General features: G+C 74.2%; 26 protein-coding genes. 14 read left to right on the top strand and 12 right to left on the bottom strand.

What is annotated here, in order from left to right; translation table 11 throughout:
• Positions 1-31: 31 nt before the first annotated feature.
• Positions 32-1,153, bottom strand: a complete 1,122-nt coding sequence (gene bioB, locus ACZ466_RS02560) for a biotin synthase BioB (protein WP_378287064.1) — start codon at positions 1,151-1,153, stop codon at positions 32-34.
• A 96-nt stretch (positions 1,154-1,249) separates the two neighbouring features.
• Positions 1,250-2,689: a MocR-like pyridoxine biosynthesis transcription factor PdxR gene (gene pdxR / locus ACZ466_RS02555; protein ID WP_378287065.1), complete on the bottom strand. Its 1,440-nt coding sequence runs from the start codon at positions 2,687-2,689 to the stop codon at positions 1,250-1,252.
• 98 nt (positions 2,690-2,787) lie between these two features.
• On the opposite strand from pdxR, the gene ACZ466_RS02550 reads away from it, so the two are divergent.
• Both ACZ466_RS02550 and ACZ466_RS02545 read left to right on the top strand, forming a co-directional pair.
• A complete protein-coding gene (locus ACZ466_RS02550; protein WP_378287067.1) occupies positions 2,788-3,552 on the top strand; it encodes a metallophosphoesterase in 765 nt (254 codons plus the stop codon).
• A 55-nt stretch (positions 3,553-3,607) separates the two neighbouring features.
• Positions 3,608-4,099 (top strand): VOC family protein, encoded by a 492-nt coding sequence (locus ACZ466_RS02545; protein ID WP_378287069.1) that lies wholly within the window; start codon positions 3,608-3,610, stop codon positions 4,097-4,099.
• Positions 4,100-4,127: 28 nt separating this feature from the next.
• Here the strand turns inward: ACZ466_RS02545 and ACZ466_RS02540 are convergent, their stop codons facing one another.
• Positions 4,128-4,715, bottom strand: coding sequence for a TetR/AcrR family transcriptional regulator (locus ACZ466_RS02540; protein ID WP_378287071.1), 588 nt, complete (start codon positions 4,713-4,715; stop codon positions 4,128-4,130).
• An 88-nt stretch (positions 4,716-4,803) separates the two neighbouring features.
• Between ACZ466_RS02540 and ACZ466_RS02535 the strand changes: the two genes are divergently transcribed.
• Complete coding sequence (locus ACZ466_RS02535) at positions 4,804-5,232, top strand: DUF3291 domain-containing protein (protein ID WP_378287073.1); 429 nt, start codon at positions 4,804-4,806, stop codon at positions 5,230-5,232.
• Positions 5,233-5,317: 85 nt separating this feature from the next.
• Here ACZ466_RS02535 and ACZ466_RS02530 read toward each other — a convergent pair whose 3' ends face one another.
• Positions 5,318-5,734, bottom strand: a complete 417-nt coding sequence (locus ACZ466_RS02530; protein ID WP_378287075.1) for a hypothetical protein — start codon at positions 5,732-5,734, stop codon at positions 5,318-5,320.
• A 240-nt stretch (positions 5,735-5,974) separates the two neighbouring features.
• On the opposite strand from ACZ466_RS02530, the gene fusA reads away from it, so the two are divergent.
• Both fusA and ACZ466_RS02520 read left to right on the top strand, forming a co-directional pair.
• Positions 5,975-8,098, top strand: coding sequence for an elongation factor G (fusA, locus tag ACZ466_RS02525; RefSeq protein WP_378287077.1), 2,124 nt, complete (start codon positions 5,975-5,977; stop codon positions 8,096-8,098).
• Positions 8,099-8,259: 161 nt separating this feature from the next.
• Positions 8,260-10,812, top strand: a complete 2,553-nt coding sequence (locus tag ACZ466_RS02520) for a SpoIIE family protein phosphatase (protein WP_378287079.1) — start codon at positions 8,260-8,262, stop codon at positions 10,810-10,812.
• A 17-nt stretch (positions 10,813-10,829) separates the two neighbouring features.
• On the opposite strand, the gene ACZ466_RS02515 is transcribed toward ACZ466_RS02520, so the two are convergent.
• Both ACZ466_RS02515 and ACZ466_RS02510 read right to left on the bottom strand, forming a co-directional pair.
• Entirely contained in the window at positions 10,830-11,705 is an 876-nt protein-coding gene (locus ACZ466_RS02515; protein WP_378287081.1) for a helix-turn-helix domain-containing protein, read from the bottom strand.
• Between the two features lie 207 nt (positions 11,706-11,912).
• On the bottom strand, positions 11,913-12,164 hold the full coding sequence (locus ACZ466_RS02510) for a DUF397 domain-containing protein (RefSeq protein ID WP_378287082.1): 252 nt from the start codon (positions 12,162-12,164) through the stop codon (positions 11,913-11,915).
• Between the two features lie 290 nt (positions 12,165-12,454).
• Here ACZ466_RS02510 and ACZ466_RS02505 point away from each other — a divergent pair, with 290 nt between their 5' ends.
• Together ACZ466_RS02505 and ACZ466_RS02500 are read left to right on the top strand one after the other, a co-directional pair.
• Positions 12,455-13,063 (top strand): ATP-binding protein, encoded by a 609-nt coding sequence (locus ACZ466_RS02505; RefSeq protein ID WP_378287084.1) that lies wholly within the window; start codon positions 12,455-12,457, stop codon positions 13,061-13,063.
• A gap of 60 nt (positions 13,064-13,123) precedes the next feature.
• Complete coding sequence (locus ACZ466_RS02500) at positions 13,124-13,528, top strand: hypothetical protein (RefSeq protein WP_378287085.1); 405 nt, start codon at positions 13,124-13,126, stop codon at positions 13,526-13,528.
• A gap of 9 nt (positions 13,529-13,537) precedes the next feature.
• Here ACZ466_RS02500 and ACZ466_RS02495 read toward each other — a convergent pair whose 3' ends face one another.
• A complete protein-coding gene (locus ACZ466_RS02495; RefSeq protein WP_378287087.1) occupies positions 13,538-14,632 on the bottom strand; it encodes an esterase-like activity of phytase family protein in 1,095 nt (364 codons plus the stop codon).
• Positions 14,633-14,800: 168 nt separating this feature from the next.
• On the opposite strand from ACZ466_RS02495, the gene ACZ466_RS02490 reads away from it, so the two are divergent.
• On the top strand, positions 14,801-15,097 hold the full coding sequence (locus ACZ466_RS02490; RefSeq protein WP_378287089.1) for a helix-turn-helix transcriptional regulator: 297 nt from the start codon (positions 14,801-14,803) through the stop codon (positions 15,095-15,097).
• Positions 15,094-15,687, top strand: coding sequence for a hypothetical protein (locus ACZ466_RS02485; protein ID WP_378287091.1), 594 nt, complete (start codon positions 15,094-15,096; stop codon positions 15,685-15,687). The genes ACZ466_RS02490 and ACZ466_RS02485 overlap by 4 nt, the downstream gene beginning before the upstream one ends.
• 83 nt (positions 15,688-15,770) lie before the next feature.
• On the opposite strand, the gene ACZ466_RS02480 is transcribed toward ACZ466_RS02485, so the two are convergent.
• The 5 genes from ACZ466_RS02480 to ACZ466_RS02460 form a co-directional block, all read right to left on the bottom strand.
• Complete coding sequence (locus ACZ466_RS02480) at positions 15,771-16,562, bottom strand: ABC transporter permease (RefSeq protein WP_378287092.1); 792 nt, start codon at positions 16,560-16,562, stop codon at positions 15,771-15,773.
• Positions 16,559-17,521: an ATP-binding cassette domain-containing protein gene (locus ACZ466_RS02475; RefSeq protein WP_378287093.1), complete on the bottom strand. Its 963-nt coding sequence runs from the start codon at positions 17,519-17,521 to the stop codon at positions 16,559-16,561. Before ACZ466_RS02475 ends, ACZ466_RS02480 begins: the two co-directional genes overlap by 4 nt.
• Positions 17,522-17,586: 65 nt before the next feature.
• A complete protein-coding gene (locus tag ACZ466_RS02470; protein ID WP_378287095.1) occupies positions 17,587-18,429 on the bottom strand; it encodes a DUF4097 family beta strand repeat-containing protein in 843 nt (280 codons plus the stop codon).
• 62 nt (positions 18,430-18,491) lie between these two features.
• Entirely contained in the window at positions 18,492-19,040 is a 549-nt protein-coding gene (locus ACZ466_RS02465) for a hypothetical protein (RefSeq protein WP_378287097.1), read from the bottom strand.
• Between the two features lie 152 nt (positions 19,041-19,192).
• Positions 19,193-21,151 carry a hypothetical protein gene (locus tag ACZ466_RS02460; protein WP_378287099.1) on the bottom strand — a complete coding sequence of 653 codons (1,959 nt, stop codon included), beginning with the start codon at positions 21,149-21,151 and terminating at the stop codon, positions 19,193-19,195.
• Between the two features lie 92 nt (positions 21,152-21,243).
• Here ACZ466_RS02460 and ACZ466_RS02455 point away from each other — a divergent pair, with 92 nt between their 5' ends.
• From ACZ466_RS02455 to ACZ466_RS02435, 5 genes are all read left to right on the top strand, one after another.
• Positions 21,244-22,083, top strand: coding sequence for a transporter substrate-binding domain-containing protein (locus ACZ466_RS02455; RefSeq protein WP_378287101.1), 840 nt, complete (start codon positions 21,244-21,246; stop codon positions 22,081-22,083).
• Between the two features lie 111 nt (positions 22,084-22,194).
• A complete protein-coding gene (locus tag ACZ466_RS02450) occupies positions 22,195-23,322 on the top strand; it encodes a hypothetical protein (protein WP_378287102.1) in 1,128 nt (375 codons plus the stop codon).
• A 191-nt stretch (positions 23,323-23,513) separates the two neighbouring features.
• Positions 23,514-24,506, top strand: coding sequence for a DNA polymerase domain-containing protein (locus ACZ466_RS02445; protein WP_378287103.1), 993 nt, complete (start codon positions 23,514-23,516; stop codon positions 24,504-24,506).
• 151 nt (positions 24,507-24,657) lie between these two features.
• Positions 24,658-25,419, top strand: a complete 762-nt coding sequence (locus tag ACZ466_RS02440) for a DeoR/GlpR family DNA-binding transcription regulator (RefSeq protein ID WP_378287104.1) — start codon at positions 24,658-24,660, stop codon at positions 25,417-25,419.
• Positions 25,416-26,783, top strand: coding sequence for a 6-phospho-beta-glucosidase (locus ACZ466_RS02435; RefSeq protein WP_378287105.1), 1,368 nt, complete (start codon positions 25,416-25,418; stop codon positions 26,781-26,783). The genes ACZ466_RS02440 and ACZ466_RS02435 overlap by 4 nt, the downstream gene beginning before the upstream one ends.
• Positions 26,784-26,826: the final 43 nt, after the last annotated feature.

The following is a 26,826-nucleotide window of genomic DNA, read 5'->3' as shown; positions in this document are numbered from 1 at the left end:
AATCCGGGTCGGGTGATGTCGCCGATGCCGCTCAGGTGTTGGGCGGCAGGTCGGTCCCGGCTCCGCGGCGGCGGAGCGCGACCGACGCGGCTGGCGCGGCCGGGACGGGCTGCGGCTCCGCCGGTGCCTGCGGGGCCGCGCCGGGCTCGCGGCGGTGCGGGGGGAGGGTGGGGACGTCGGGCGCCTCCACCTCGAAGCCCGCGTCGGCGATCATGTCCAGGTCGGCCTTGCCCGGCTGCCCCTCGCTGGTGAGGTAGTCGCCCAGGAAGATGGCGTTGACGATGTGCAGCGCCAAGGGCTGCAGCGTGCGCAGATGGATCTCCCGCCCGCCGGCGAGCCGGACCTCGACGTCGGGGCAGACGAACCGGACCATCGCCAGGATCCGCAGGCAGCGCTGCGGGGTCAGCGCCCACCGCTCGCCGAGCGGGGTGCCCTCGAAGGGGATCAGGAAGTTCACCGGGACCGACTCCACGTCCAGCTCGCGCAGCGCGAACGCGACGTCCACCAGGTCCTCGTCGCTCTCGCCCATGCCCGCGATCAGCCCGGAGCAGGCCGACAGTCCCGCGTCCCGCGACCTGCGCACGGTGTCGGCCCGGTCGTCGAAGCCGTGGGTGGTGCAGATGTCGCCGTACTTCGACTCGGAGGTGTTGAGGTTGTGGTTGTAGGCGTGCGCCCCGGCCTCGCGCAGCCGCTCGCCCTGCCCGTCGCGCAGGAAGCCCAGGCACGCGCAGATCTCGACGTCGGCGCCGCGCTCCCGGATGGCGGCGATCGTGCCGGCGACCCGCTCGACGTCGCCGTCGGTGGGACCGCGCCCGCTGGCGACCAGGCACACCCGCTTGGCCCCGGCGGCGACGCCGGCCACCGCGGCGTCGGCGGCGGCGTCCGGCTTCAGCCAGGTGTAGGTCAGGATCTCCGCCTTGGACCCGAGCCGCTGCGAGCAGTACGAGCAGTCCTCCGGGCACAGGCCCGACTTCAGGTTGACGAGGTAGTTCAGCTTGACGCGGCGGCCGAACCAGGCGCGCCGCACCCGTCCGGCGGCGGCCACCACGTCGAGCAGTTCGTCGTCGGAGGTCGCCAGCACGGCCAGCGCCTCGTCCCGCGTCGGAAGCTCGCACCGCAGGCCCTTGCCCGCGAGGGTCTCCAGGAGGTTCATGGTCCGATCCTCGCCGCGCGCGTTCCCGCCCGCCAAGGACCACGCCCCACAAAGCCGGGCGAGCGCGCTTTGTACGGCACCGTCCGCGCGGGCGACTCAGGGGCGGCGGGGCGCGAGGGCCTCGCACAGCGCGTCGACGGCGGCCGGATAGGCCGACTCCGGAGGGGTGCTGTAACCGACGATGAGGCCCTGCGGATTCGGGCCGGGACGCTGCCAGAACTCCGCGAGCGGCTGGACGGCAAGCCCGAGGGCCCGCGCGCGGCGCAGCACCTCGGCCTCGTCCGGGCCCGTCTCCGGAAGGGTCACCAGGGCGTGCAGGCCGGCGGCGACGCCGTGGACGCGGACGTGCGGGGCCCGCTCGCGCAGCCGTTCCACCAGCAGGTCCCGGCGGCGCCGGTAGCGCAGCCGCCCGGCGCGCACGTGCCGGTCGTAGGCATGGCTCTCGATCATGTCGGCGAGGACGAGCTGCGCCAGCGACTGGGTGTGCGCGTCGGCCAGGTACTTGGCCTCGGTGAACGGCTCGACCAGCCGCTCGGGCAGGACCGCCCAGCCCAGCCGCAGCCCCGGCCCCAGCGTCTTGGACGCGGTCCCGACGTAGACGACCTGCTCGGGGGCGGTGCCCTGGGCGGCCCCGACCGGGCGGCGGTCGTAGCGGAACTCGCCGTCGTAGTCGTCCTCGACGACCGTGCCCCCGGTGGCGCGGGCCCACGCGGTGGCGGCGTGGCGGCGGCTCGGGTGCAGGGTGGCTCCGGCCGGGTACTGGTGCGCCGGGGTGAGGACGACCGCGCCCGCGTGCGCGTAGGCGTCGCCGGTGAGGAGCTGCGTGCGGGCGCCCAGGTCGTCGGCGGGCAGCGGCACGATCTCCAGCCCCGCGCGGCGGACCAGTGCCCGGTGGTAAGGGTGGCCCGGGTCCTCCATCGCGAACGCGGTCGTCCCCGCGTCGGCGAGCACCCGGGCGAGCAGGCCGAGCGCCTGGGTGTACCCGGAGGTGACCACGATCCGCTCCGGGGCGGCGTCCACGCCCCGGGCCCGTCCCAGGTACCCGGCGAGCGCGGCGCGCAGCTCGGGCCGCCCGCGCGGGTCGGCCAGCGCGTGCGCGTCGGGCGGCGCGGTGGTCAGGACCCGCCGGGTGGAACGCAGCCAGGCCGCGGCCGGGAAGGCGGTGAGGTCCGGCCGGCCGGGACGCAGGTCGTGACGGGGGGCGTCCGGCCCATCGAGGGCGGGTGGGACGGCCAGGGCGGCGGAGCCGGGCCGCCCGGCGGCGGGCCGCCGGATCTGGGCGACCCGCGTGCGCGCTCCCGGGCGGCTGGTCAGGTAGCCCTCGGCCGCGAGCTGGTCGTAGGCGGCGCTGACGGTTCCGCGGGCCACCCCGAGCTGGACCGCCAGCGCCCGCGTCGATGGCAGCGCGGCGCCGGGAGCGAGCCGTCCGGACCGGATCGCCGAGCGCAGGGCGCGCTCCAGCCCGGCCCGGCGGCCCGCCGAGACGTCGAGGTCGAGATGGAGGTCCACGCCCGAACCGGCCCACTCTTTCGGCATGGAACCGGATCTTAATTCCGGTCCGGTTCCTCCCTAGCGTGCGAAGGGACGGGCCGGCGCCGCCCGCGCCCCCGCCGAGACGCCCAGGGAGTCCCCCGATGTTCATCTTCGCCCAGATCAGCGACCTGCACCTCGACGGCGGCGAGCACCGCGCCGAACGTGCCGAGCGCGCCGAGCGCGTCATGTCCCATCTCAACGCCCTCCCGGTCGCCCTGGACGCGATCCTGGTCACCGGCGACATCGCCGACCACGGCACGGAGGAGGAGTACGAGCAGGCCCGTAAAGTGCTGTCCTCCCCGTACCCGCTGCTCACCTGCCCCGGCAACCACGACGCGCGCGGCCCGTACACGCGGATCCTGCTCGGCGACGGGACGGAGGGGCCGGGCGCCGCCGACCCCCCGCCGGTCAACCGGGTGCACCGGGCCGCGGGTGCCGTCTTCGCGCTGTGCGACTCGACGATCCCCGGGCACGACCACGGGTTCCTCACCGACGAGACGCTCGCCTGGCTGGACGGGGAACTGGCCGCCGAGCCCGACGTCCCGGCTTTCGTGTGCTTTCACCACGCTCCGGTGCCGCTGCACGCGCCGTACGTCGACGGGATCCGCCAGTTCGGCGAGGAGCGCCTGGCCGCCGTCCTGGCCAGGCATCCGCAGGTGGCGGCGGTGCTGTGCGGGCACGCGCACACCGCGGCGGCCGCCACCTTCGCGGGGCGGCCGCTGCTGGTCGCGCCGGGCGTCGCCTCCCGCCTGGTCTTCCCGTGGCGGCACGGCGACCTCGTCGACCACGGGGCGCCGCCGTCGGTGGCGCTCCACGTCCTCGGCGAGGACCGGCGGCTGGTCACGCACTACCGCGCCGTCGTCTGACCGCCCGGACCTTGTGCGGATATCGTTGGGAATTCAACCATATGGGGGTGGCATCATGATCGATCTCGCCGCCGTCGAGGCGGAGCGCGAGCGGCTCAGGCGCGCGTACCTGGCCGCGCGGGACGACCGGCCGGCCAGCTCGGCCCGCGGCCTGCACCACCTGGCCCTGCTGTCCTCGGACGTGGAGCGGACGATCCGGTTCTACCAAGGGGTGCTGGAGTTCCCGCTGACCGAGATCTTCGAGAACCGCGACTACCGGGGCTCCAACCACTTCTTCTTCGACATCGGCAACGGCAACCTGCTGGCGTTCTTCGACCTCCCCGGGCTGGACCTCGGGCCGTACGCGGAGGTGCTCGGCGGGCTGCACCACGTGGCGATCTCGGTGGAGCCCGCCCGGTGGGAGCGGCTGCGCGGCAGGCTGGACGAGGCGGGCGTCCCGTACCAGGTCGAGAGCGAGGTCTCGCTGTATTTCCGCGACCCCGACGGCGCCCGGCTGGAACTGCTGGCCGACCCGCTCGGGGAGATGTACGGCGAGCACGTCGGCTGAACCGGTCCGGGGCCGCCGCCCGGCGGGGTCAGCGGTCGAAGAGCGCGTGGAGCACCTCGCGGGCGGCGGCCTCGGGGGAGTCGCCGAGCGACTTCCGCAGGTTGCCGCTCAGCCACAGCGCCGCGAAACCGTGCACGACCGACCACGCGCCGATCGAGGTGGCCTCGTCCCGGGACGGGCCGGCGGACAGCGTGCGCGCCCCGCGGTCCAGGATCCCGGAGGCGACCGCCCGTGCCGCCTCGACCTCCGGGTCGTCCGCGCGGTACAGCTCGGGCCGGAACATCACCTCGAAATAGCCCGGATGCCCGGTGGCGAACCGCACGTAGCGCACCCCGACCTCCAGGAAGTCGTCGCCGGCCCCTGAGAGGGCCTCGGCGAACCGCGCGTACCCCTCGGCGGCGATCGCGGTCAGCAGCCCGGCCTTGTCGCCGAAGTGGTGCGCGGGCGCGGCGTGCGACACCCCGGCGCGCCGGGCCAGCTCGCGCAGGCTCCAGGCGTCGGTGCCGGACTCGGCGATGGCCTCGACGGCCGCGTCGATGATGACGCGCCGCAGGTTGCCGTGGTGGTAGCTGCGCGAACCGATCGTCCTCCCCCTTCGTCCGCCGTGCGACGCCACCGTACCGGCGGACCCAATCTTTCCATTGACAAGTTTCGCCTCCGCGGGGCAGTCTTGTCAATGACAAGATTCTCGAGAGGGGAGCCCCATGCCGACCCTGCCCTGGTCCGAACCGCGGACACCGCCGCCCGAGACCGCGACGCTGGTCATGGCGTCCCGGCTGGAGGTGCGCTCGCTGCGCCACGTCCCGGGCTTCCTCGCCGCCTCGCTGGTGCTGTGGCGCCAGGCCCGCGGCGCGCCCGGCGCCGTCGGCGTCGGGCTCCGCGCCTGGCCGCTGCGGCGCACCTTCTGGACGGTCTCCGCCTGGGAGGACGAGGCCGCGATCCGCGCGTACGCGGGCACCGAGCCGCACAGGTCGACCATGCGCCGCAAGCGCGCCGTGATGCGCGAGTCCGACTTCGTGTTCTGGAACGTCCCGGCCGGCGACCTGCCCGTCTCCTGGGAGGAGGTCGAACGCCGCATCGCCGCGCACCGCGAGCAGGGCGGCACCTCTGCCCGGAGCGACGCCGCGGCGTGACCGGCACGGCCGTCCATGACGAGCGTGAAGCCCTCCCCGCGCACGCGGGGAGGGCTTCACGAGGCGCCCGAAGGGCCGGACCGGCTCAGGAGCGGCGCTGGGCGGTGTACTGCACCGCCGCGAAACCCGCCACCGCCACGGCCTGCAGGATCGCCCACACCGAACCGGCCGTGCTCAGCGACAGCCAGCCCGTCACCACCGCCACCACGCTCAGCACCGTCCACAGCAGGTTCGTCTCGACCACCGCGGACACCGCCACGCGGTTCGGCACGCGGGGCATGGACACCGTCCACACGGCCGCCGCGTAGAGCAGCAGGAACACGCCCAGCGTCCGCCCCGTCCCGGCCCCGAGGCCGAGCAGGTCCTCCAGCGGGCCCGCCAGCGCGAGGTAGACCAGGCCGTTGACGCCGGTCACCACGGCGTCCAGCCGCAGCGCGAGCCGCAGCAGCCGGCGGCCGTCGGCCAGGATCCCGGTGCCGTTCAGGGAACGCGTCGTGGTCATCAGAGCCTCCTCATCGGGGGTCGACACTCCGTCGATGACCCCGACGCTAGAGGGCGCGGCGCACGCCGACGATTACCCCGGAGGTAGCCGCGGACGGCGAAAACCCGTCGCGTTCGCACGGTCCGTCCGATTACTGTCCTGATCATCGCGAGAAGTACGCCGATCGCGCGCCCGCCGCGGGCGGGCGCCGGTCACACCTGCCGGCGGCAGCCATCGATCCAGCCGAGAAGGGACAGCACGATGGTGACCACCACGCTCGACCTCGCCCGGGTCCGCAACATCGGGATCATGGCCCACATCGACGCCGGCAAGACCACCACGACCGAGCGGATCCTGTTCTACACCGGCGTCTCGCACCGCATCGGCGAGGTCCACGACGGCGCCACCCAGATGGACTACCTCAAGCAGGAGCGCGACCGCGGCATCACCATCACCTCCGCGGCCACGACCTGCCACTGGGCGCTGGACGGCGCCGGCCACACCGTCAACATCATCGACACCCCCGGGCACGTCGACTTCACCGTCGAGGTGGAGCGCTGCCTGCGGGTGCTCGACGGCGCCGTGACGGTGTTCGACGGCGTCGCCGGGGTGGAGCCGCAGTCGGAGACGGTGTGGCGCCAGGCCGACCGCTACGGCGTGCCGCGGATCTGCTTCGTCAACAAGCTCGACCGCGCGGGCGCCGACTTCCACCGCTGCGTCGAGATGATCGTCGAGCGGCTGGGCGCGGTCCCGCTGGTGACGCAGCTGCCGATCGGCGCCGAGTCCGCCTTCACCGGCGTGGTCGACCTGGTCGCCATGAAGGCCCTGCTCTGGTCCGCCGAGGCGGAACTGGGCGAGGCCTACGACGTGGCGGCGATACCGGACGACCTCGCCGCGGATGCCCGGCGATGGCGGAGCACGCTCATCGACACGCTGGCCGAGCACGACGACGAGATCATGGAGCTGTACCTGGAGGGCGCCGAGCCCTCCCCGGAACGGCTGCACGCCGCGATCCGCCGTCTCACGCTCTCCTCCGGCGCGTCCGGCGGCACCACGATCACCCCCGTGCTGTGCGGCACCGCGTTCAAGAACAAGGGCGTGCAGCCCCTGCTGGACGCGGTGGTGCGCTACCTGCCGTCCCCGCTCGACGTCGAGGCCGTCGAGGGCCTGGCCGCCGACGGGACGGGCGCGGCGGTGCGCCGCCGGCCCTCCGACGGTGAGCCGCTGTCCGCGCTGGCGTTCAAGATCATGAGCGATCCGCACCTGGGCCGGCTCACCTACGTCCGGATCTACTCCGGACGGCTGGAGTCGGGCGCCTCCGCGCTCAACCCGGTCAAGGGCGGCAAGGAGCGGATCGGCAAGATCTACCGCGTGCACGCGAACAAGCGGGAGGAGATCCCCTCGGCGGGCGCCGGCGACATCGTCGCGGTCATGGGCCTGAAACGGACCACGACCGGCGAGACGCTGTGCGACCCCGCCGCGCCCGTCGTCCTGGAGTCGATGGACTTCCCGGAGCCGGTCATCGAGGTCGCCATCGAGCCCAGGACCCGGGGGGACCAGGAGAAGCTGGGCGTGGCGATCCAGCGCCTGGCCGAGGAGGACCCCTCGTTCCGGGTGCGCGCGGACGCCGAGACCGGCCAGACCGTCATCGGCGGCATGGGCGAGCTCCATCTCGAGGTGCTCATCGACCGGATGAAGGAGGACCACAAGGTCGAGGCGAGCGTGGGCCGTCCCCGGGTCGCCTACCGGGAGACGATCCGGCGGGCCGTGGAGAAGGTCGACTTCCTGTACCGCAAGCAGCACGGCGGCAAGGGCCACTACGCGAAGGTCCGGATCTCGGTCGAGCCGATCGAGGCCGGCGGCCCCGCGTACGAGTTCGTCAACCGGGTCACCGGCGGCCGCGTCCCGAAGGACTACATCCCCTCCGTGGACGCGGGCTGCCAGGAGGCCATGCAGGCCGGCGTGCTGGCCGGGTACGAGATGACGGGCGTGCGGGTCGTCCTGCTGGACGGCGACTTCCACGTCGTCGACTCCTCGGAGTTCGCGTTCCGGATCGCCGGGGCGATGGCGTTCAAGGAGGCCGTGCGGCAGGCGTCGCCCGTGCTGCTGGAGCCGGTGATGGCGGTCGAGGTCACCACGCCGGAGGAGTACATGGGCGAGGTCATCGGGGACGTCAACGCCCGCCGCGGCCACGTCCGGGCCATGCGCGAGCGGTCCGGCGCGCGGGTCGTCGAGGCGCTGGTGCCGCTGTCGGAGATGTTCGGCTACGTCGGGGACCTGCGCGGCGCGACCAAGGGCCGCGCCGCGTACTCGATGCAGTTCGACTCCTACGGCGAGGTGCCGCGCGCCGTCGCCGAGAAGGTCATCGGGTCCGAGCGCCCGTGATCTGACACCGCCGGGCCCCGGCCGCCGCCGACGCGGCGGCGGCCGGGGCTCCGCCGCGCAATTCCGCCAATCCGCTTCGTGATCATTTGATTACTGGTAGACACTAGGCGACGAAAAGGCGGCCTTGGCTGAGGCCTGTGGCGGGTACCGGCGGAGGCGACATGGCCCACGGGGGTGCAGGCGGTCCGGGTTCGCGGCCGTGGGCGGGGTCGCCCGCGCTGCTCGCACGCGCCGAGCGCTTCCTGGTCAGCCGGCTGGGATGCGGGCCGGAGGAGGCCCGGCAGTACCTGCGCGGCCTCGTCGGCTCCGGCCCGCCCGCGGAGGCCGGCCGCGGCACCGGGCCGCACGACCCGGTGGCGCCGGAGGAGGGGCCGGGAGACGGGCAGGGAGACCCGGAGGGGCAGGCCGGGCCCGGAGCGGGCGGCGGGGCGGGCCCCGCCGGTGCGGCGGGACGGCCCGGCACGACCGCGGAGGGGCGTCCCATCGTCTCCGCGCGACGGCCCGGCGACGTCAGCGTGATGCTCGCCGCGATGACCGACGGCGCGGCGGGCACCGGCGTGCCGGGCGACTCCGGCGCCGCGGGCGGGCCCGTGGACCCAAGACGCCATGCCGAGGCGGACGTCACCGCAAGCCCCGGCGCGTCCCAGTCCCCTCCCCCCACGCCTCCGCCGGCCGGGCCCGGATCGCCTCCGCCCGCGCCGGGCCGGCCCGCGCCGGTCTCCCAGCGCGGCCTGGGCGACTCCGACTACCTGCGCCTCTCCGAGGAGCTGAGCGCCGCCCGCACGCCGGGGGAGCTGGCCCGCCTGCTGCAGCGAAGGCTCCGGCCGTTCGGCGCCCGCGCGATCCTGCTGGCGGTGCTCGACGGCGACGGCCTGCTCCGCATGAGCGGGGTCGCGGGCGAGGGCGGCGAGCCCGTCGACGACTGGGCGCGCGCCCCGCTGCGCTACGCGCTCCCGCTGATCCGGATGTGCCCCTCCGACCGGCTGCTGTGGCTCGACGACGAGACCGGCGACCGGATGCTCATCTGGGCCTCCACCGTCGGCGGCCTGCGGCCCGGCGCGGCCTGCGACGGGCGCGCGTGCGTCGTCTGCGTCGTCTGGCCCGGTACGGGCCCGCCCGCCGGGGATCCCGGCCGGGCCCGCGCCGAGGCGCTCACCGTGTGCGGGGGGCGGCGGCTGCGCGACCTGGCCGCGCTGAGCGCGCCCGTCGACGACCTCAGCGGCCCCTGGCTCGACTCCATCCTCGACGCGATCCCGATCCCCGCGGCGCTGCTGTTCCCCATCCGCGACCGCGACGGCCGCGTCGCCGAGTTCTACGTCGACCGCTGCAACTCCCACGCCACCGGGCTGATGGGCCGCACGCCCGAGCAGATCACCGGCGGCAGGCTGCTGGAGGCCTTCCCCGGGCTGGCCCTGTCCGGCATGTTCGACGCCTACGTCCGGGTCCTGGAGACCGGCGTCCCGCTGTCGCAGGAGCCGTTCACCTACGAGGAGCCCTTCCACGGCGTGCTGTACCCGGCGGTGCTGAGCCTGCGCGCGCAGCGGGTGGGCGGCGGCCTGCTGGTCAGCTGGCAGTTCCACGACGAGCAGGCGCGGATCGCGGCCCGGATGGGCGACGCCGAGCGGCTGATGAACCTGGGCTGGGCCGAGTGGAACCTGGTCACCGGGGAGATCGCGTGGTCCCGGCGGATCTACGACATCTTCGACCTCGACCCGCGGCGCGGCCCGCTCGCCCTCGACCGGATGGCCGCGCACGTGTACGAGGACGACCTGCCCGCGGTCGTGCGCGCGGTGGCGGCGCTGTCGGAGCGGCGGGCGGCGGCCACGTTCGAGTTCCGCACCCGCCGGGCCGCCGGCGCCCCCCGCCACGTGAACGTGACGGCCGAGCCGGTGGTGGACGCCCTCGGCCACCTGATCGCCCTGCGCGGCGTGGTGCAGGACGTCACCGCCCGCCGCCGGATCGAGGCGGCGCTGAAGACCTCGCGCGGCGAGCTGGAACGGCACCGCCGCCGGGTCGCCGAGGAGTTGCAGCGCGAGCTGCTGCCCGAGTGGAGCCCCGACCTGCCCGGCCTGCGCGTCGCCGTCCGCTACCAGCCCGCCGAGGACAGCGCCCAGGTCGGCGGCGACTGGTACGAGGCGACGACGCTGCCCGACGGCCGGGTGCTGATCGCGATCGGCGACGCCAGCGGGCACGGCCTGCAGGCGGCGGCGCGGATGGCGCAGCTGCGCAACGCGCTGCTGGGCATGGCCTTCACCGGCGCCGATCCGGCCCGCATGCTGGAATGCCTCAACCTGGTGGCCCTGCACGGGCGGGACGAGTACGCGATCGCCACCGCGATCGTCGCCCACTTCGACCCCGGGGAGCGCACGCTGACCTGGGCCCGGGCGGGCCATCCGGCGCCGATCCTGGCCGGCGAGGCGGGGGCGCGGCAGCTCGACAACGCCCATGGCGCCGCGCTGGGCGTGACCCCGGAGGCCGGCTACCGGTCCACCACCACGCGGCTGCGGCCCGGCGACAGCGTCGTCCTCTACACCGACGGGCTGGTCGAGCGGCACACCGAACGGGGCGACGACCGGTTCCGGCTGCTGCTGGACGTGGCCGGGCAGTGCGCCGGCGCCGATCCCGACCACCAGCTGCGGTCCCTGCTGTCGGCGCTCGACACCGACCCCCAGGACGACACCTGCGTCATCGTCCTGCACGCGAAAGGCGGATGACCCGCGCGGGGGGACGGTCAGGTGTCGGCGAGGATGCCCGCGAGGATGTCGCGGGTGGCGTCGCGCGGCGCGGCCTGCACGCTGAGCTCGTTCATGATCTGCGTGTAGTTCTCGACGTCGGGCCGCTTGTCGAGGTAGAGGGCGCTGCTGACCTGCTCGATGTAGACCAGGTCGGCGATCTCGGGCTGGGCGAAGCGCAGCAGGGTGAAGGCGCCCCCGGCGGCCGGATGGCCCCCGGCCTGGAACGGCACGACCTGCAGCGTGAGGTTGGGCAGGTCGCTGAGCGCGATGAGGTGCTCCAGCTGGGCGCGCATCACCCGGCGGCCGCCCAGCGGGCGGCGCAGCGCCGCCTCGTCGATCACCGACCACAGCCGCGGGCTCTCCCGCTGGAGGAGCTGCTGCCGCCGCATCCGCAGCGCCACCCGCCGCTCGATCTGCTCCTGCTCCTTGGCGGAGTGGCGCAGCCCGACGACCGCGCGGGCGTAGTCCTCGGTCTGCATCAGCCCGTGCACGAACTGCACCTCGTAGGTGCGCAGGACCGACGCGGCCTCCTCCAGGCCGATGTAGAGCTCCAGCCAGGGCGGGATGACGTCGTGGTACTGCTGCCACCAGCCGGGCGCGCTGGCGCGGCGGGCCAGCGACAGCAGGCTCTCGCGGTCCTCGTCGGCGGAGATGCCGAACAGCGTCAGCAGGTCGGCCACGTCGCGCTGCTTGAATCCGCTGCGGCCCAGCTCCAGGCGGCTGATCTTGGACTCGGTGGCGCGGATCGCGCGGGCGGCGTCACCGCGGCTGACCCCGCCCTGCTCGCGCAGCCGGCGCAGTTGCGCGCCGAGCAGGATCCGCAGTGCGGTCGGGCCGCCGAGCTCGGTCTTCGACGCCGCCAGTCCGTTCATGCCAGCACCCAGCCTCACCGATGATCGCCGCGAGATCCGGGCGTTCCCGCCCTGGACGCACCGCGGGGACGGCACCGGTCACCGGCGCGTCCCGACGATAGGTCTCCAGTAAAGCCGTGTCGACGGCGACTGTACACGCATCCCGCGCCAATAAAACGATGTGTTCCTTGACGGCGGGGCACAGCGCAGAGCCGCCGGAGCGGTCCATCAGCGCGCCGGGCGATCGAGCAGGTAGTCGAACTCGCCGTCCTTGACGCCGAGCAGGAACGCCCGCACCTCGGCGGGCGTGTAGACCAGGGCGGGGCCGTCCGGGAAGCGCGAGTTCCGGACGGCGACGGCGCCGCTTTCCAGGACCGCCACCTCCATGCAGCTGCCGTCGGGGTTGCTGTGCCGGCTCTTGCGCCAGCCGTCCGCGGGGAGCGCGGAGGCGCTCATGCCGTTGTGGATCTGGGAGGCCATCGCCACCCCTTCCGGCGAACCGTGCGCAGGGTCCATCCGAATTTCGGTCCGCGCATATGTCCCGTTCAGTCCTGTCTTCAAGTCCTCGGTCGTTACGTGATCATAACCCTTCGCACGTGCCGATGACCGTTCTGATCGATTTTCATCCGTTTGAATTCCCATCTGCTCTTGCAGACGCACGTGCATCAAGCCACCATGGCGTTGACAGAAGGCAGGTCCGCCGTCCCCCCGAGGAGATGCCCATGCCCCTGGAACCGCCGTACGCAGGGACGGGCCGCGGGGTGAGCTGAGTGGCCGGAGCCCACGGAACCCCGGCCTGGCCCGTCCTGCCGGACGGGAAAGCGGCGGCTTGCCCGCAGGAACCGCACCGTGCCGCGCCGCCGGAGCACTGGAGCGTCGGCGGTCTGCGGCTCTCCGGCGCGCGGCCCGCGTGCTGGCCGGAACCCGGGCCGGGACGGGACCGGGTCACGCGGCTGGACCTGGCCGCCGAGCCCGGCTCCCTGCAGGCCGCGCGCGGGCTGGCCCGGCGCCGCACGGCCGAATGGGACATGCCCGGCCTGGAGTGGGACGCCACCACCGTCGTCTCGGAGCTGCTCACCAACGCGATCACGCACGCGCCGGCGCAGGGACCGCCGGCGGGCGCCGCGCTGTGCGTGCTGCTCATCGGCGGGCAGGGCAGGATGGCGATCGTGGTGAGCGATCCGGGGCTCGGGGCGCCGGTGCGGCGCGCCGCACCGGCCGTCGCCGGGTTCCCCGGCGAGGCGGGGGACTGCGGATCGCTCCTGGCCGAGGGCGGTCGCGGGCTGTACATCGTGGACGGACTGAGCCGGGCCTGGGGATGGGCCCCGCTGGCCACGGGGGGAAAGGCCGTCTGGGCCGTACTCGATCACGCGGGCTAGCCGCGCGGACGACGGGCGCGGGCACCGACCGCGCTGAGGGCTCCAGGCAGGTGAGGGCGGATGAACGGATTGTGGTACGGCCCGGACGGACGGGCGATCGCCGCGCAGGACGCGGAGCGGCTGCTGAGCGACTGGCCCGGCCGCGTGATCGCGGAGGACGTGATCCCCGCCGGCCCCCTCGTGGTCCTGGTGGTGACCTCGTTCACCGTCATCGCGGCCGCGCAGCGCCCGCCCGGCCACCAGGAGGCGCGCTTCCAGGATCCGCGCCTCCTCCAGGAGCAGCCGCCGATCCTCTGGGAGACCATGGTCACCGTGGAGCACAGCGGCGCGCTGATCGGCCGCTACCGCTCGCGCGGGGAGGCCGAGACCGGGCACGCGCAGATCGTCGCCCACGTGTACCGCCTGCTGGAGACGATGCACCCCGGCCAGGCGCTGGCCGCCCTCCAGCAGGCGCGGATGTGGTGAACGCGCCGGCTAGAGCCTGACGGCCAGCGCGTAGACGCGGGTGGTCTGGACGCTGCTGCCGTTGTCGTCCGAGACCAGGTACAGCACGCGCCGCCCGCCGCCGGTGCGCGGGCCGAGCGCCATCCCCTCGATGTTGTCCAGCAGCGCGTTGGGCTGCGGCTGCTTGGCGGTGGCGCCGGAGGGCGGGCAGGTCACCAGGTCGACCAGCGGGCTCTTGCGCAGCGCGGCGCCGGGCGCGGAGGTGAGCGAGGGGACGTCCGACACGTCCCGGGCGCCCCTGGTGGACGCCCGGTAGATCCGGACGGTGTTGCCGACCCCGGCGGTGAACCCCCGTTCCAGGGCGAGCAGGTCGCCGTCCTGCAACGCCACCAGTTCGACCAGGCCGAGTGAGGGGTCGGTCTGGTAGGCGTACTGGGCGGAGGGCGTGTAGCCGCCGCCGGGCCGCCCCTGGTAGCGGATGATGCGCCGCGGGCCGGGGGAGTCGGCGGCCAGCGGGCCCTCCATGCCCGCGTACAGCGTCCTGCCGTCGGGCGTGGCGGCCAGCGACTCGAACGTCTGGTTGGCGGCGGCCTCACCGGCCGGGGCGACCCGGAACCGCGCGGGGACGGGGAGTTCGGCCACCTGGCGCCCGTCGGAGCGGCGGAAGCGGCGGATGGACGGCTCGGTCTCCGAACCGGCGAGCACGGTCCGGCCGCCGCGCTCGACCACCAGGCTCTCGCCGTCGAAGTCGGCGCCGGTGTAGGCGGTCCCGTCCGGGCGCTTGAGCGTCGTGACGCCCTTCGCCGCCACCTGGGGCCCGCCGCGGCCGAGCCGCAGGGAGAGGTCGTAGAGGCGGGCCGGGGTGGTGCCGATGTTGTCGACGAGCGCGAGCGCCCGCCCGGGGCCGGTCAGGCCGAGCGCCGAGAGCCCGGCGACGGCGGTTCCGTCCAGGTGCGTCTTGTCGAGCGCGTCGGAGAACCCCAGGAGTGAGACCGAGGGCGAGCACGTCCCGGCGTGGTGGCGCGGGGCCGCGCCCGGAGGCGGGGACGCCTGGGCCGCGGGCGCGAGGCCCGTTCCGATGACCGCGAGCCCGAGCACGGGCGTGAGCAGCTTGCGTGACCACATGGGGACCTCCCGGGGACGGCTTCGCCAGCGTAGAGGCGGGCGGAGCCTCCGGAGCCGGTGTCACCGGAGCGGCCGCCGAACAGCGGGTGAACGCCCGGTGCCCCGCGCGCGGGGGAATGGCCTGTTGTAGCGCTTGCCAAAGCATTATGAAAACGCAATGATGAGCGTGTGACGGGCAAGGGCAAGCGAGGAGAGCGCAAGAAGACGGCCGTGCACAACCGGCTGGCGGTGCTCCGGGCGGAACGGGGAGTGTCCCGGGCCGAGCTGGCCGCCGAGGTGGGGGTGAACCCGCAGACCATCGGCTTCCTCGAGCGCGGCGACTACGGGCCGTCCGCGGAGCTGGGGCTGAAGATCTGCGAGTTCTTCGGCCTCCCGTTCGAGGCCGTGTTCTCGCTGCGGCCCTTCGCCCCGATGTCCAGCCAGCTGTACCGGTCCGCGGACCAGGATCCAGGAGGACAGCCATGACCGAGCCGACCGCCGGCGGGCTCAGGGGCCGGGTGCGGCACCACCGCGAGGTGCTCTCCGCCGCCAAGGACGCCACCCCGGAGCAGCGCCGGGCACTCCTGGACGACGTCCAGGACGACAAGGAGGACCGGCGTCGCGCCCAGCGCGCCCGGCCCGTGCCGAGATGGCTCGCACGCCCCGGCGCCCGCCGCGCCCTGGCCGCGATCGCCGTGGTGCCGTTCGCCTGCGGGATGGTGACCGCCTACCTGGCGCCCGAGTCGCTCCCCGCGGTCGCGGCGCAGCTGGCGGGCGCGGCCGGGCTGGTGGCGGGCCTGGTGCTGCTGCGGCGGGCGACCCGGCTGCTGACCGAGGTCCCCGACGGCGACCTCGACGAGCGGGAGCTGGGCGAACGCGACCAGGCCCTCGGCACCGCCTACGCGGTCCTCGCCTGCTGCGTGGGCGTCGTCGCCCTCGCCGCCATCGCCGACGGGCCGCTGCTGGACGCGCGCGCCTGGGAGCCGATGGTCATCGGCACCCTGTTCACGGCGCTGCTGCTGCCCTCGGCCGCCGCGGCCTGGCGCTGGCGCGAGCTCGACGACGCCGACCTCTGAGCATCGGGTACCCCATGGCAGCGCCCCGCCGGCGGCCCGGGTGGCGGGCCGCCGGCGGGGCGGGGGCGGGCGTCGCGGCAGGTCTAAGCCTTGGGGTCGCGGTTGTAGAGCCGCATCGCCCACAGGAAGGACGCCAGCGTGATCCCCGCGCACCAGGCGATCGCGATGACCGCGCCGTTCCCGATCGGCGAGCCCAGCAGCAGCCCGCGCAGCGTCTCGATGGTGGGCGTGAACGGCTGGTACTCGGCGAACCAGCGCAGGCCGGCCGGCATCGAGTCGGTCGGGACGAACCCGCTGCCCAGCAGCGGCAGCAGCATCAGGGGCATCGGGGTGTTGCTGGCGGTCTCCACGCTGTCGGCGACCAGGCCGAGCGCGACCGTCAGCCAGGTCAGCGCCAGCGCGAACAGCATGAGGAGCCCGGCGGCCGCCAGCCACTCGACGGCGCCCGCGTTCGGCCGGAACCCGATCAGCAGGGCGACGCCCAGGACGACCGCCATGCTCAGCGCCGCCTGGATCAGGCTGCCGACCACGTGCCCGGTCAGCACCGCGGAGCGGGCGATCGCCATGGTGCGGAAGCGGGCCACGATGCCCTCGGTCATGTCCATGGCCACCGACACCGCCGTCCCCTGGGCGGAGGCCGCGATGGTCATGAGGATGATGCCGGGGGTGACGTAGGCGGCGTACTCGGCCCGGCCGCCCGACGCGCCGCCGAGCCCCGCGCCCAGCGCGCCGCCGAAGACGTACACGAACAGCAGCAGGAAGATCACCGGCATGCCGACGAGCATCAGCGTCATCGACGGGTAGCGCAGCATGTGCCGCAGGTTGCGGCGCAGCATCGTCGCCGAGTCGGTCGCGGTGAGGCCGAGCGCGGTCATCGGAGGGATCCCTTCACTGCTTCTTCGGGGCGGCCGGTGAGGGCCAGGAACACGTCGTCGAGGTCGGGGGTGTGGACCGACAGCTCGTCGACCTCGACGGCGCGCTCGTCCAGCCGGGCCAGCAGCTCCCGCAGCGACCGGACGCCGCCGTCGCTGGGGATCCGCAGGGTGAGCTCGTCGCCGTCGAGCGCGGCGCCGCCCAGGGCGTCGAGGGCCGCCGCGAGCCGGTCGGCGTCGGCGAACCGCAGCCGGATGTGCCCGCCCGGGATGAGCCGCTTGAGCTCGTCGGCGGTGCCCTGGGCGATCAGCGTGCCGTGGTCGAGGAAGGCGATCCGGTCGGCGAGCTCGTCGGCCTCCTCCAGGTACTGCGTGGTCAGGAAGATCGTGACGCCGCCGGCCACCAGGTCCCGGATGATCCGCCACATGGTGCGGCGGCTGCGCGGGTCGAGGCCGGTGGTGGGCTCGTCCAGGAAGATGAGGCTCGGGTCGCCGACCAGCGTCATCGCCAGGTCCAGCCGGCGCCGCATCCCGCCGGAGTAGGTGCCGGCCATCTTCCCGCCCGCCTCGACCAGGTCGAAGCGTTCGAGCAGGTCGGCGGCGCGGCGCCGGCCCTCGCGCCGGCCGAGGTGGTGCAGGTCGGCCATCAGGACGAGGTTCTCCTCGCCGGTGAGGAGCCGGTCCACCGCCGAGTACTGGCCGGTGACGCCGATCGCCGCGCGGACCGCGTCGGGATCGCGGACGGGGTCGTGCCCGGCGACGCGGATCTCGCCCGCGTCGCAGCCGATCAGCGTGGACAGGATCTGCACCATGGTCGTCTTGCCGGCGCCGTTGGGGCCGAGCAGGGAGAAGATCGTGCCCTCGGCGACGTCCAGGTCGAGGCCGTCGAGCACCACCTTGTCGCCGTACGACTTGCGCAGCCCCCGGACCGCGATCGCGGTGCGGGGCGGAGGGTTGGTCATGCCGGTTTCCTTCGTGATCGTGGACGGGGGGACGGGAAAGCGGGTACGCGGACCGGCGCGCTCGGTCAGGGGCGGTGGACGAGGATGTCGCCGTAGCCGGTGCGGGCGCGCACCTCGACGGTCTCGCCGCCCTCCGGCGGGGCGCCGGAGGTCTCCAGCTCGCTGCGCACGCTGCCGAAACGGGACCTGACGTCCAGCCAGGCGGCGGTGCCCTCGGGGATGCCGATCTCCAGCTCGCCGAAGCCGGTCTCGAGCGTGACCGCGCCGCGCACGGCCTCGCCGATGCGGACGCTCCCGAACGCGGTCGTGGCGCCGACGGCGGCCAGCGCGCGGTCGACGGTGATGTCGCCGTTGGCGGTCTTGAGGCGGAGCTCGCCGGCGGCCTCGCCGACCGTGATGTCGCCGTTGGAGGTCCGGGCGACCGCGGTGCCCTCGACCGCGCCGAGCCAGATCTTGCCGGTCGAGGTGAGGACGTCGGCGTGCCCGCCCGACCGGTCGACCCGCACGTCGCCGGCGGCCGAGCGCAGCTTCAGCCGGCCGGCCCGGTCGAGGCGGATCGACCCGGCGGCGGTGTCGAACGAGCAGTCGCCGAGGCGGCCCTCGCCGCGGAAGTTCCCGGTGCCCTTGGCGTCCACCCGGGAACCGGCCGGCAGCTCCACCGTCACCTCGATCGACGGCGTCCGGCCGAAGAGCGAGCGGAGCGTGTTCCTGGGCGACCGCACGTGCAGCCGGCCGGCGTCGTAGTCGACGCGGGTCTGCTCGGCGAGCCGGACGTCGCCGTCGGCGGACTCGTCGGCCGGGCGGACCTCGACGACGGTGTCGGCGCGGTCGCTCGCGCGGATCCAGACGTGCCCGCACACCGCTTCGATGGTCGCGCTGATCGGGTCGGGCGTCTCGAAAACGGGCATGGCGGAGCCCTCCTCGGGCGTGGCGAAGTCGTGGGGGACGGGAGCGGAGACCGGGACGGGCGTCAGCGGACCCAGCCGGTGCGGTGGTGCCCGAAGGGGGTCGCCGGACCCTGGCCGCCGGGCCGCGGCGGCGCCGAGCCGGCGAGGGCGGCGGACACGGCGCGGACGAGCCAGGCGTTGACCGACAGGCCCGTCAGGGCCGCGGCCTCCTCCAGCCGCGGCTTGAGGTGCTCGGGCAGGCGCAGCGTCACCCGCGAGGTGCGGCCGCCCTCGTCGGGCTCCGGCGCTACCGGCGGCACGGGCGGCTTCGGCGTCGTCGGCGCCCCGTGTGACGGCATAGGTGACGGCTCTTCTGACGGCTCGTGCCAGTATGGTGGCGTCACAATGAAGTCAGGGTCGAGACCGCGCACGCGCACCTCGACCGAGCCCGGCGCCAGATCGCGGGTGATCTCGTCGGCCGCCGCCGAGAGCGCCTCGAGCAGCGCGATCCTGGTGGCGGACTCCAGCGGTGCGGTGAGTCGTTCGGCGAGCGCCCGGGCGTCGTCGCCGGCGGTCCCGGCGGCGGCCGCGAGCTCCCGCCGGATCCTGTCGACAAAGGGCGTGACATCCATGACGCCACTATGACATCAGCATGACGTCAACGCAAGCGCCACTGATAGGCGGATGACGTCATGCCTGATGGAGGGCCGGAAAACGCCGAAGGGGCGGCATCGGCCGTTCGGGCCGGTGCCGCCCCTGGGTGCGCTCGGGCGGGGTGTGACGTCTAGGCGATCCGGCGCGGGCCGTCGCCGTCCTCGACCCGCTGCCAGGCTTGGGCGAACAGGTCGGGCAGGGTGAGGGGCAGGTCCACGGTGTCGGTCTCCACCTTGCTCCGGTCGTCGGACAGCTTCACGCCGAGCAGGTCGGCCTTCCACGTCTCCAAGGGCTTCGCCTTCTTGGCCGCCGCCCAGCCGCCAGGGAGGAAGACGGTCCGTCCCGCGCGCGGCCGGTGGCCCCGGACGACCAGGGACGCGTCCACGAGGTCGGTCTCGGCCTGCTCGTGCCGCGGCGCCTTCCAGGCGTTCCACTTGCGGACGTCGCCGTCGGTGGGGGCGGGCAGGGCGAGCAGCTGGAGGTAGAGGCGGGCCGCGTCCTCGGTCAGGCCGTGCCGCTCCGCGACACGTGCCACCAGGTCCGGGACGACGGCGAGCGGGTCGGGCTCGTAGCGGCCGTCCGGAAGCCCGCCCGAGCCGATCCGCTCGACGATGCGGTCGCACAAGCCGTCCCGCAGCCACTCGAAGGCGCGGAGGCTCTGGTCGGTGAAAAGGGGCTCGGCCGACAGCAGGCGCGCCCGCTGGTCGGTGCCGTCGTAGAGGGCGGGACGGAAGAAGACGTGGGGGATCAGCCCCCGCTTGGCCGGTGCGGCGATGCTCAGCCCGTCGTCCGCCGTCGGGTAGCCGGGGAGCAGCGGGTAGGGGACGGTGCCGAACTTCTGCTGCAACGCCGCGATCGTGTTGCCTATGGAGCTGAGCGCGCCCGCGTCCAGGATCAGCCCCGGATGGGACAGGCGCTCGCGCACCAGCGCGACCGCCTCCGGCACGCCCCCGCGCACCGGATCGCCGGCGGGCAGCTCCGCGTACGCCCACCTGACCAGGCGCGGCAGGGCGTTCAGAACTTCGACGAACCGCCGCTGCCCCTCGCCGCCGGCCCAGAGCCCGTAGTCGGTCTCCTCCAGTGAGGTGTCCACGTCGCGGGTGAGCCGCGCCTCCGACCGCGGATCGGCGAACACCGCGCAGATGTCGGCCGCCGACAGCGACGACCCCGACACCTTCATCGCGGCGTTCAGGGTCTTCTCCGGCACCGACGGGCGGCGTCCGTACCGCCGCCGCCACGCCTCGGCGATCCGCTCGGCCAGCGCGAGGGCGCCGCCGGGCTCCCACAGCTCGGCGGGATCGGCGGGCAGGACGTTCGCGAGCAGGTCGAGCCGCCCCAGCGTCCCCAGGCCCCCCAGCTCGGTCAGGACGTCGGCGGCCTCCGCGGTCTTGATCTTCAGGACCGAGCGCTCGCCGGCGTCCAGGAAGGGCTTGGAGTAGCTGTTCGTGCCCGGGATGCCCGCCAGCGTCAGGGCCGCCGCCGCGCGGCTCATGCCCGTCCCGCCGGCCAGCGCCTTCACCGCGGCGGGGTCCCACGGCATCGGCCCGCGCTCGCGCACCAGCCCGACCAGCGCGCGGAGTTGCCCGGGGCCGCCCCACCCGCGCGGGACGTCCTCGATCTCGGAGATCGGTCCCAGCGCCGGCGGGGTCCCCTCGCCGCGGCGCAGGTCGACGAACCGGCGGCGGGACCAGTTCCCGAAGTCCCAGTAGACGGCGACGGCGGTGCCGTGCTCGTCGCGCGCCGTCCAGTGCTCGGTCTCCGCCACGCCGAGCCGCAGCGGCGCCTCCGGGTCGGCGAACGGCGTCGCGGCCCAGGTCTCCAGGAACGCCAGCAGTCGCTCGCGGCGCTCCTCGCGGGTGGACGGCGCGGCGGCGCGCAGCGCGACGGCCCCGATCCGCCCGATGAACTGGGTCCAGGTGCCGCCGCCGGCGGTGGGGAGGTCCTCGCCGTCGGGGGGCTCGAGGTCCCCGGTGAGGAGGCCGCCGGTCATCGCGATCGTCTGAAGGGTCCCGGCCCTCCACAGGCCCATCGCGTCGATCAGCCCGTAGAGCGCGTAGGGAAGCCGGTCGTCGTCCACTGTGGTGGTCATCGGTCGCGATCATGCCAGAGCCGCGCGGCGGCCGGGGTCCGGATGCGGTCAGAGTGTGGCCGTCTTGATCAATTCCCTGGAGGGTTGGTGGGGTGGGCGTCCGGGTGCGCGTGGCGGGCTGCCGCCGGGCCGTCGCGGCCGTCGCGGCGCTGGCGGCGGGCTGTGCGACCCTCGCGGGTTGCGCGGGCGGCGAGGAGTCCTCGCTGCTGGCCAAGGAGACGCTGGTGGCGGGGGTGCGGCCGGACCTGCCGGGGCTGGGTCTCCGGCGGCCGGACGGCGGATTCGAGGGCCTGGACGTGGACGTCGCCCGGTACGTGGCCGGGCGCATGGGAAAGACCGTGCGGTTCAGGCCGGCGCTGGCGGGCGACCGGGAGCGGCTGCTGCGCGAGGGCCGGGTGGACCTGGTGCCGACGTTCTGGGTGGAGCCCGAATGGAAGCTCAGGCTGGCGTTCGCGGGGCCCTACTACCTGTCGTACCAGGACATCCTCGTCCGGTCGGACGAGCGCGGCGTGCGCGCGGTGCGCGATCTGCGGGGCCGCAGGCTGTGCGCCGTCGAAGGGTCCGGTGCGGCCGAGCAGGTGATCGAGGAGCGGCAGGTGGCGGCCGTGCCGGTGCCGGCGCGCAGCTACGACGAGTGCGCGGCCATGCTCGCGGCCGGCCGGGTCGACGCGATCACCACCAACGACACGATCCTCGCCGGGCTGCAGAAGCGGCAGGGCCGGGGCTTCCGGCTGGTGAACGCCAGGTTCGGGGAGCGGCGCACCGGGATCGGGATGCGGCGCGACGACCCCGCCGGATGCGAGGCGGTCAACAAGGCGATCACCGAGATGTACCAGGACGGCACCGCGGCCAGGCTGCTGGCCAAGTGGTTCGGCGGCTCGGGCATGGACCTGTCGGTCGTGGAGGTGCCGCAGTTCGAGGGCTGCGAGTGAGCCGTCCCCGGTGGACGCGCCCCGCACCCGGCGGTAAGTGAGTTGCCCACGCGACGGCTATAACGATCCGCGTTCGCATCGCTACACACTGTGGGTGAAAGGGGTGATGGCGTGCGTTTCTGGTTCGGACGCCCAGCGGTGGCCGCCGCGGACGCCGCGAACGTGCCGGGGCTGGCGCCCCTGGGCTCGTTCGCCGGCTCGTCCTGGGACGCCAAGTTCAAGGCGGCCCTGTCCTACGCGGGCGCGCAGACCTACCGCCCGGTGATCGTGCTGCCGAACGACAAGATCGAGCTGTCCGGCGGCCCCTACCCCTTCCTGGACGGGCTGCGGCTCTCCGGCCCCCCGGGCGGGGCGGAGCGCGAGTTCGGGTCGCGGGGCCCGCAGACGATCGTCACCGCCAAGGGCAAGCCGCTGTTCTCGATGCCCAAGGACGGCGTCCGGTCGATGTGGATGCGCGGGATCCAGTTCCGCGCCTCGGGGACGGTCGACTGGATGGTCCGCGAGACCGACTTCGCCGGCGGCCCCATCATGAGCGACGCCACCTTCCTGGACGTCGGCTGGGTCGGATTCCGCTCGGTCATGCACGCCCGGCACCTGCGCGTGACGATCGACCGCGCCTACATCAACAACGGCACCGACGTGCAGCTGAAACTCGGCGGCAGCGACAACTACTACTTCACCGCCGGCCCGTCGTACATGTCCGGGTCGCTGAAGCCCACCGCCGCCGCGTACGTCCACTTCACCAGCATGTCCCGCACCCGCGTCGGCCCGCTCTACATCACCCCGCAGCAGGCCACGGCGTTCCGGATCGAGAGCGGTTTCGGCGGCCTGTCGTTCGAGGGCACGATCATCGACTGCACGGGACGGGACAAGGAGACCGCCTGCCAGGGTGCGGCGATCTACGTGCTCTCCGGCGAGGGGCACCTCTTCTCCAACCTCTGGTTCTTCAACTGCGCGACCGATCCCGGCTCCACCGGGCGGGTGGGCGAGAAGGGGCAGGTCTACATCGGCAAGGCCGCCAAGGAGATCGCGTTCGTCGGCTGCCAGTGGTCGGGCGGGGCCAAGCAGCGCGTCTTCACGCCCGCGGGCACGCCCGCGATCTACTGCGCGTCCGGGGCGTCGGGCGTCCGGGTGCGGGCGCCGCTGGCGCCCAACGGCGGCGAGAAACGCCTCCAGCAGGCCACCGCCGGCGCGCTGACCTGCGACGACCCCGGCTGGAAGATCGTCACCTCAAGCTGAGGGGGGCGCGGGCCGGGCGGCGCCACCGGGGGCGCCGCCCGGTGACCCGCGCCGGTTCAGATCCGGGCACGCCATGGTCGTCGGTCCCGCGACCGTCCTCGTGCCCGGCCCTCCACTGTCACGATCCGGTCTCGGCGGACCGCTCGCCGCCCGAGGGTTGACCTGCGGCTCTGACATGGCAGAGTGACACGATGGGCGCCGATGACGCGAGGGGCGAGGCCAAGGGCGAGGTGCGGGACGGGGTCGCGCTGACCAACCTCGACCAGCCGCTGTTCGCGGGGGCGGAGGCGAGCAAGCGCGACCTGGTCGACTACCTCGACGCCGTCGCCGACCGGCTCGTGCCGCAGCTGGCGGGGCGCCCGCTGTCGGTGGTCCGCGTGCTGCGGGGCCAGAAGCCGTTCATGCAGAAGAATGTCCCCAAGTACACGCCGCCCTGGGTGCGGACGGTGACGCTGTGGGCCGAGAGCTCCCGGCGGGAGGTGTCCTACGCCCTGTGCGACGACCGCCGCACGCTGCTGTGGTTCGCCAACCAGCGCGCGGTGGAGTACCACCCGACGCTGGTCCGGGCCGACGCCCTCGGCGAGCCCACCCACCTGGTGATCGACATCGACCCGCCGGAGGGCGAGGCCTTCGCCTCGGCCGTGGCCGCCGCTCTCCTGGTGCGCCGGGCGCTGGCCGACGCGGGGCTGGAGGGCGCGGTGAAGACCAGCGGCGCCAAGGGCGTGCACGTGTTCGCGCCCGTCGAGCCCGCCTCGGCGGTCGACGTGGCCGCGGCCACCCGCGCCGTCGCCGCCCGCGCCGAGCGCCTCGACCCGCGGCTCGCCACGACCGCGTTCATCCGGGAAGACCGCGCGGGCAAGGTGTTCCTCGACTCCACCCGCGCCGGCGGCGCCACCGTGGCCGCCGCCTACAGCCCGCGGATCCGGCCCGGCGTGCCGGTGTCGTTCCCGGTGCCGTGGGACGAGCTCGACCGCGTGCGGCCGGGCGACTTCACCCTCCGCACCGCGGCCCGCCGCATCGCCGAGGACGACCCGTGGGCCGCCCTGATGCCCGTGCCGCGGCCGCTGGACGCCGATCTGGTCGCCGAGGGGCACACCATCCCGATCGCCCGCGTCCAGGCCATGCACGAGGGCAAGCGGCGGGCCCGCGCCCGCCGGGACGCCGGGTCCGGCGACGGAGCGTAGCCGGGCGGTGGAAGGCGCGTCCTGACAGACGCGCCTGACTCCGCGGAGATCGTGCGCGAGTGTGTGCACGTCAGGCGGCCGATTGACGGACTTCGCGCAAACTCGCGGTGACTAGTGACCGAAGTCGCGCATGGGTGCTAGCTTCCCGTGCGTGACATCGAGCATGCGGCGCGCGCGGATCGTGTCGTCCCTGCGTACGAAGGGGGCGGCCTCCGTCCGGGAGCTGGCCCAGACCCTCCAGGTGAGCGAGTCCACGATCCGCCGCGATCTCGACGTGCTGGACCGCAACGGCGAACTGGTCCGGACCTACGGCGGGGCGGCGCTGTCACCGCAGGCGGCGGTGCCGGAGATCTCCTTCGCCGCGTCCGCCGAGCGCGACAGCGCGGGCAAGCTGGCGGTGGCCGAGCGCGCCGCCGCGCTGGTCGAGGACGACATGGTGGTGGTGCTCGACATCGGCACCAGCACCCGGCTGATCGCACGGCGGCTGCGCGGCCGGCCCGTCACCGTCATCACCGCCAACCTGGCCGTCTTCGACGAGCTGCGCGACGACGAGGCGGTGCGGCTGTGCCTGCTGGGCGGGGTGGTGCGGCGCAACTACCTCTCGCTGGTCGGCTCGCTCACCGAGGCCGCGTTCCGCCAGGTCAGCGCCGACCTGGTGTTCCTCAGCTGCACGGGGGTGCGGCCCAACGGCCATGTCGTGGACGACATGGAGGTCGAGACGCTGAACAAGCAGGCGATGATCGAGGCCGCGGACCGGGTGGTGCTGGTCGCGTCCGAGACCAAGTTCCCCGGCACCGGATCGCTGCGCGTGTGCTCGCTGGCGCGGATCGACACGCTCGTCACCACCTCCGGTGCCGATCCCCAGACTCTCGAGCTCTGCCGCGAGGCGGGCGGGAAGGTGATCATCGCATGAAGCTGGCCATTCTCGGGGGCGGCGGGTTCCGGGTGCCGTACGTGTACCAGGCCCTGCTGCGCGACCAGGGCTCCCCGCGGATCGGGGAGGTCTGGCTGCAGGACTCCGACGCCGGCCGCCTGGAGGTCATGGCGGCGGTCCTGGCGCGGATCGCCGAGGGTGCCCCGGGCGCGCCGAAGGTCGTCACGACCACGGACCTGGACCGGGCGCTGGAGGGGTCGGACTTCGTGTTCGCCGCCATCCGGGTCGGCGGCCTGGCCGGGCGGGTGTGCGACGAGCGGGTCGCGCTCGACCTGAACGTGCTCGGCCAGGAGACCACCGGTCCGGGCGGGCTGGCGTACGGGCTGCGCACCATCCCGGTGATGGTGGACATCGCGCGGCGGGTGAAGGCGCTGGCCCCGGACGCGTACGTCATCAACTTCACCAACCCGGCCGGGATGATCACCGAGGCGATGCAGGGGGTGCTGGGGGACCGGGTGCTGGGCATCTGCGACACCCCGTCCGGGCTGGGCACCCGCGTGGCCGCGGCCCTGGGCCTGGACCCCGCGCGGCTGCGCCTCGACTACGTCGGTCTCAACCACCTCGGCTGGATGCGCCGCATCCTGCACGACGGGGTGGACGTGCTGCCCGGCCTGCTCGCCGACGACGACCTGCTCGGCGGGCTGGAGGAGGGGGTGGTGTTCGGCCGCGAGTGGCTGCGCGACCTCGGCGTCATCCCCAACGAGTACCTGTACTACTACTACTTCAACCGCGAGGCGGTGCGGGCCACGCTGGACGCCCCCCAGACCCGCGGCGAGTTCCTCCTCAAGCAGCAGGAGGCGTTCTACGAGCGGGTCGCGCGGGCGTCCGGCGGCGCGGCCATGGAGCTGTGGCGGGAGACCGTCGCCTCCCGCAGCGCGAGCTACATGGCCGAGATGAAGGGCGCCGAGACCGGTCAGGAACTGGCGGACCACGCCGGGGTCGACCCGGTGGACGAGGGCTACGCCGGGGTCGCGCTGAGCGTGATGGCCGCGATCAGCCGCGACGAGCCCGCCACCATGATCCTGAACGTGCGGAACGGCCCGACCGTCGCCGCGCTCCCCCCGGACGCGGTCGTCGAGGTGCCGGTCACCGTCGACGCCGCCGGCGTCCACCCGCTCGCCGCCGACCCGCCCGACCTGGCCCAGACCGGGCTGATGCAGCAGGTCAAGGCGGTGGAGCGGCTCACGATCAGCGCCGCGCTCACCGGCTCGCGGGCCGACGCCGCCAAGGCGTTCGCGCTGCATCCGCTGGTCGACTCGGTCTCGGTCGGGCGCCGGCTGCTCGACGGCTACATCGACCGCGTCCCCGAGGTGGCGGCCGTCTTCGCGGGCGGCCGGCCATGATCCGCTCCGGCCGCTGACCGCGGCCGCCCCCGTGCCGCCCCGA

The sequence above is a fragment of the Actinomadura rugatobispora genome, assembly GCF_055379765.1.
The sequence above is the reverse complement of the archived record's forward strand: the minus strand, read 5'-3'. Positions and strand labels throughout refer to the sequence as shown.

Excerpts from the sequence above, each read along its gene's own strand:
- ACZ466_RS02550 (WP_378287067.1), top strand. The coding sequence starts at position 2,788 with ATGTTCATCTTCGCCCAGATCAGCGACCTGCACCTCGACGGCGGCGAG.
- ACZ466_RS02535 (WP_378287073.1), top strand. The coding sequence starts at position 4,804 with ATGCCGACCCTGCCCTGGTCCGAACCGCGGACACCGCCGCCCGAGACC.
- bioB (WP_378287064.1), bottom strand. The coding sequence starts at position 1,153 with ATGAACCTCCTGGAGACCCTCGCGGGCAAGGGCCTGCGGTGCGAGCTT.
- ACZ466_RS02545 (WP_378287069.1), top strand. The coding sequence starts at position 3,608 with ATGATCGATCTCGCCGCCGTCGAGGCGGAGCGCGAGCGGCTCAGGCGC.
- ACZ466_RS02495 (WP_378287087.1), bottom strand. The coding sequence starts at position 14,632 with ATGTGGTCACGCAAGCTGCTCACGCCCGTGCTCGGGCTCGCGGTCATC.
- ACZ466_RS02515 (WP_378287081.1), bottom strand. The coding sequence starts at position 11,705 with ATGAACGGACTGGCGGCGTCGAAGACCGAGCTCGGCGGCCCGACCGCA.
- ACZ466_RS02530 (WP_378287075.1), bottom strand. The coding sequence starts at position 5,734 with ATGACCACGACGCGTTCCCTGAACGGCACCGGGATCCTGGCCGACGGC.
- ACZ466_RS02435 (WP_378287105.1), top strand. The coding sequence starts at position 25,416 with ATGAAGCTGGCCATTCTCGGGGGCGGCGGGTTCCGGGTGCCGTACGTG.
- ACZ466_RS02480 (WP_378287092.1), bottom strand. The coding sequence starts at position 16,562 with ATGACCGCGCTCGGCCTCACCGCGACCGACTCGGCGACGATGCTGCGC.
- ACZ466_RS02475 (WP_378287093.1), bottom strand. The coding sequence starts at position 17,521 with ATGACCAACCCTCCGCCCCGCACCGCGATCGCGGTCCGGGGGCTGCGC.
- fusA (WP_378287077.1), top strand. The coding sequence starts at position 5,975 with ATGGTGACCACCACGCTCGACCTCGCCCGGGTCCGCAACATCGGGATC.
- ACZ466_RS02510 (WP_378287082.1), bottom strand. The coding sequence starts at position 12,164 with ATGGCCTCCCAGATCCACAACGGCATGAGCGCCTCCGCGCTCCCCGCG.
- pdxR (WP_378287065.1), bottom strand. The coding sequence starts at position 2,689 with ATGCCGAAAGAGTGGGCCGGTTCGGGCGTGGACCTCCATCTCGACCTC.
- ACZ466_RS02520 (WP_378287079.1), top strand. The coding sequence starts at position 8,260 with ATGGCCCACGGGGGTGCAGGCGGTCCGGGTTCGCGGCCGTGGGCGGGG.
- ACZ466_RS02465 (WP_378287097.1), bottom strand. The coding sequence starts at position 19,040 with ATGGATGTCACGCCCTTTGTCGACAGGATCCGGCGGGAGCTCGCGGCC.
- ACZ466_RS02485 (WP_378287091.1), top strand. The coding sequence starts at position 15,094 with ATGACCGAGCCGACCGCCGGCGGGCTCAGGGGCCGGGTGCGGCACCAC.
- ACZ466_RS02460 (WP_378287099.1), bottom strand. The coding sequence starts at position 21,151 with ATGACCACCACAGTGGACGACGACCGGCTTCCCTACGCGCTCTACGGG.
- ACZ466_RS02500 (WP_378287085.1), top strand. The coding sequence starts at position 13,124 with ATGAACGGATTGTGGTACGGCCCGGACGGACGGGCGATCGCCGCGCAG.
- ACZ466_RS02445 (WP_378287103.1), top strand. The coding sequence starts at position 23,514 with ATGGGCGCCGATGACGCGAGGGGCGAGGCCAAGGGCGAGGTGCGGGAC.
- ACZ466_RS02470 (WP_378287095.1), bottom strand. The coding sequence starts at position 18,429 with ATGCCCGTTTTCGAGACGCCCGACCCGATCAGCGCGACCATCGAAGCG.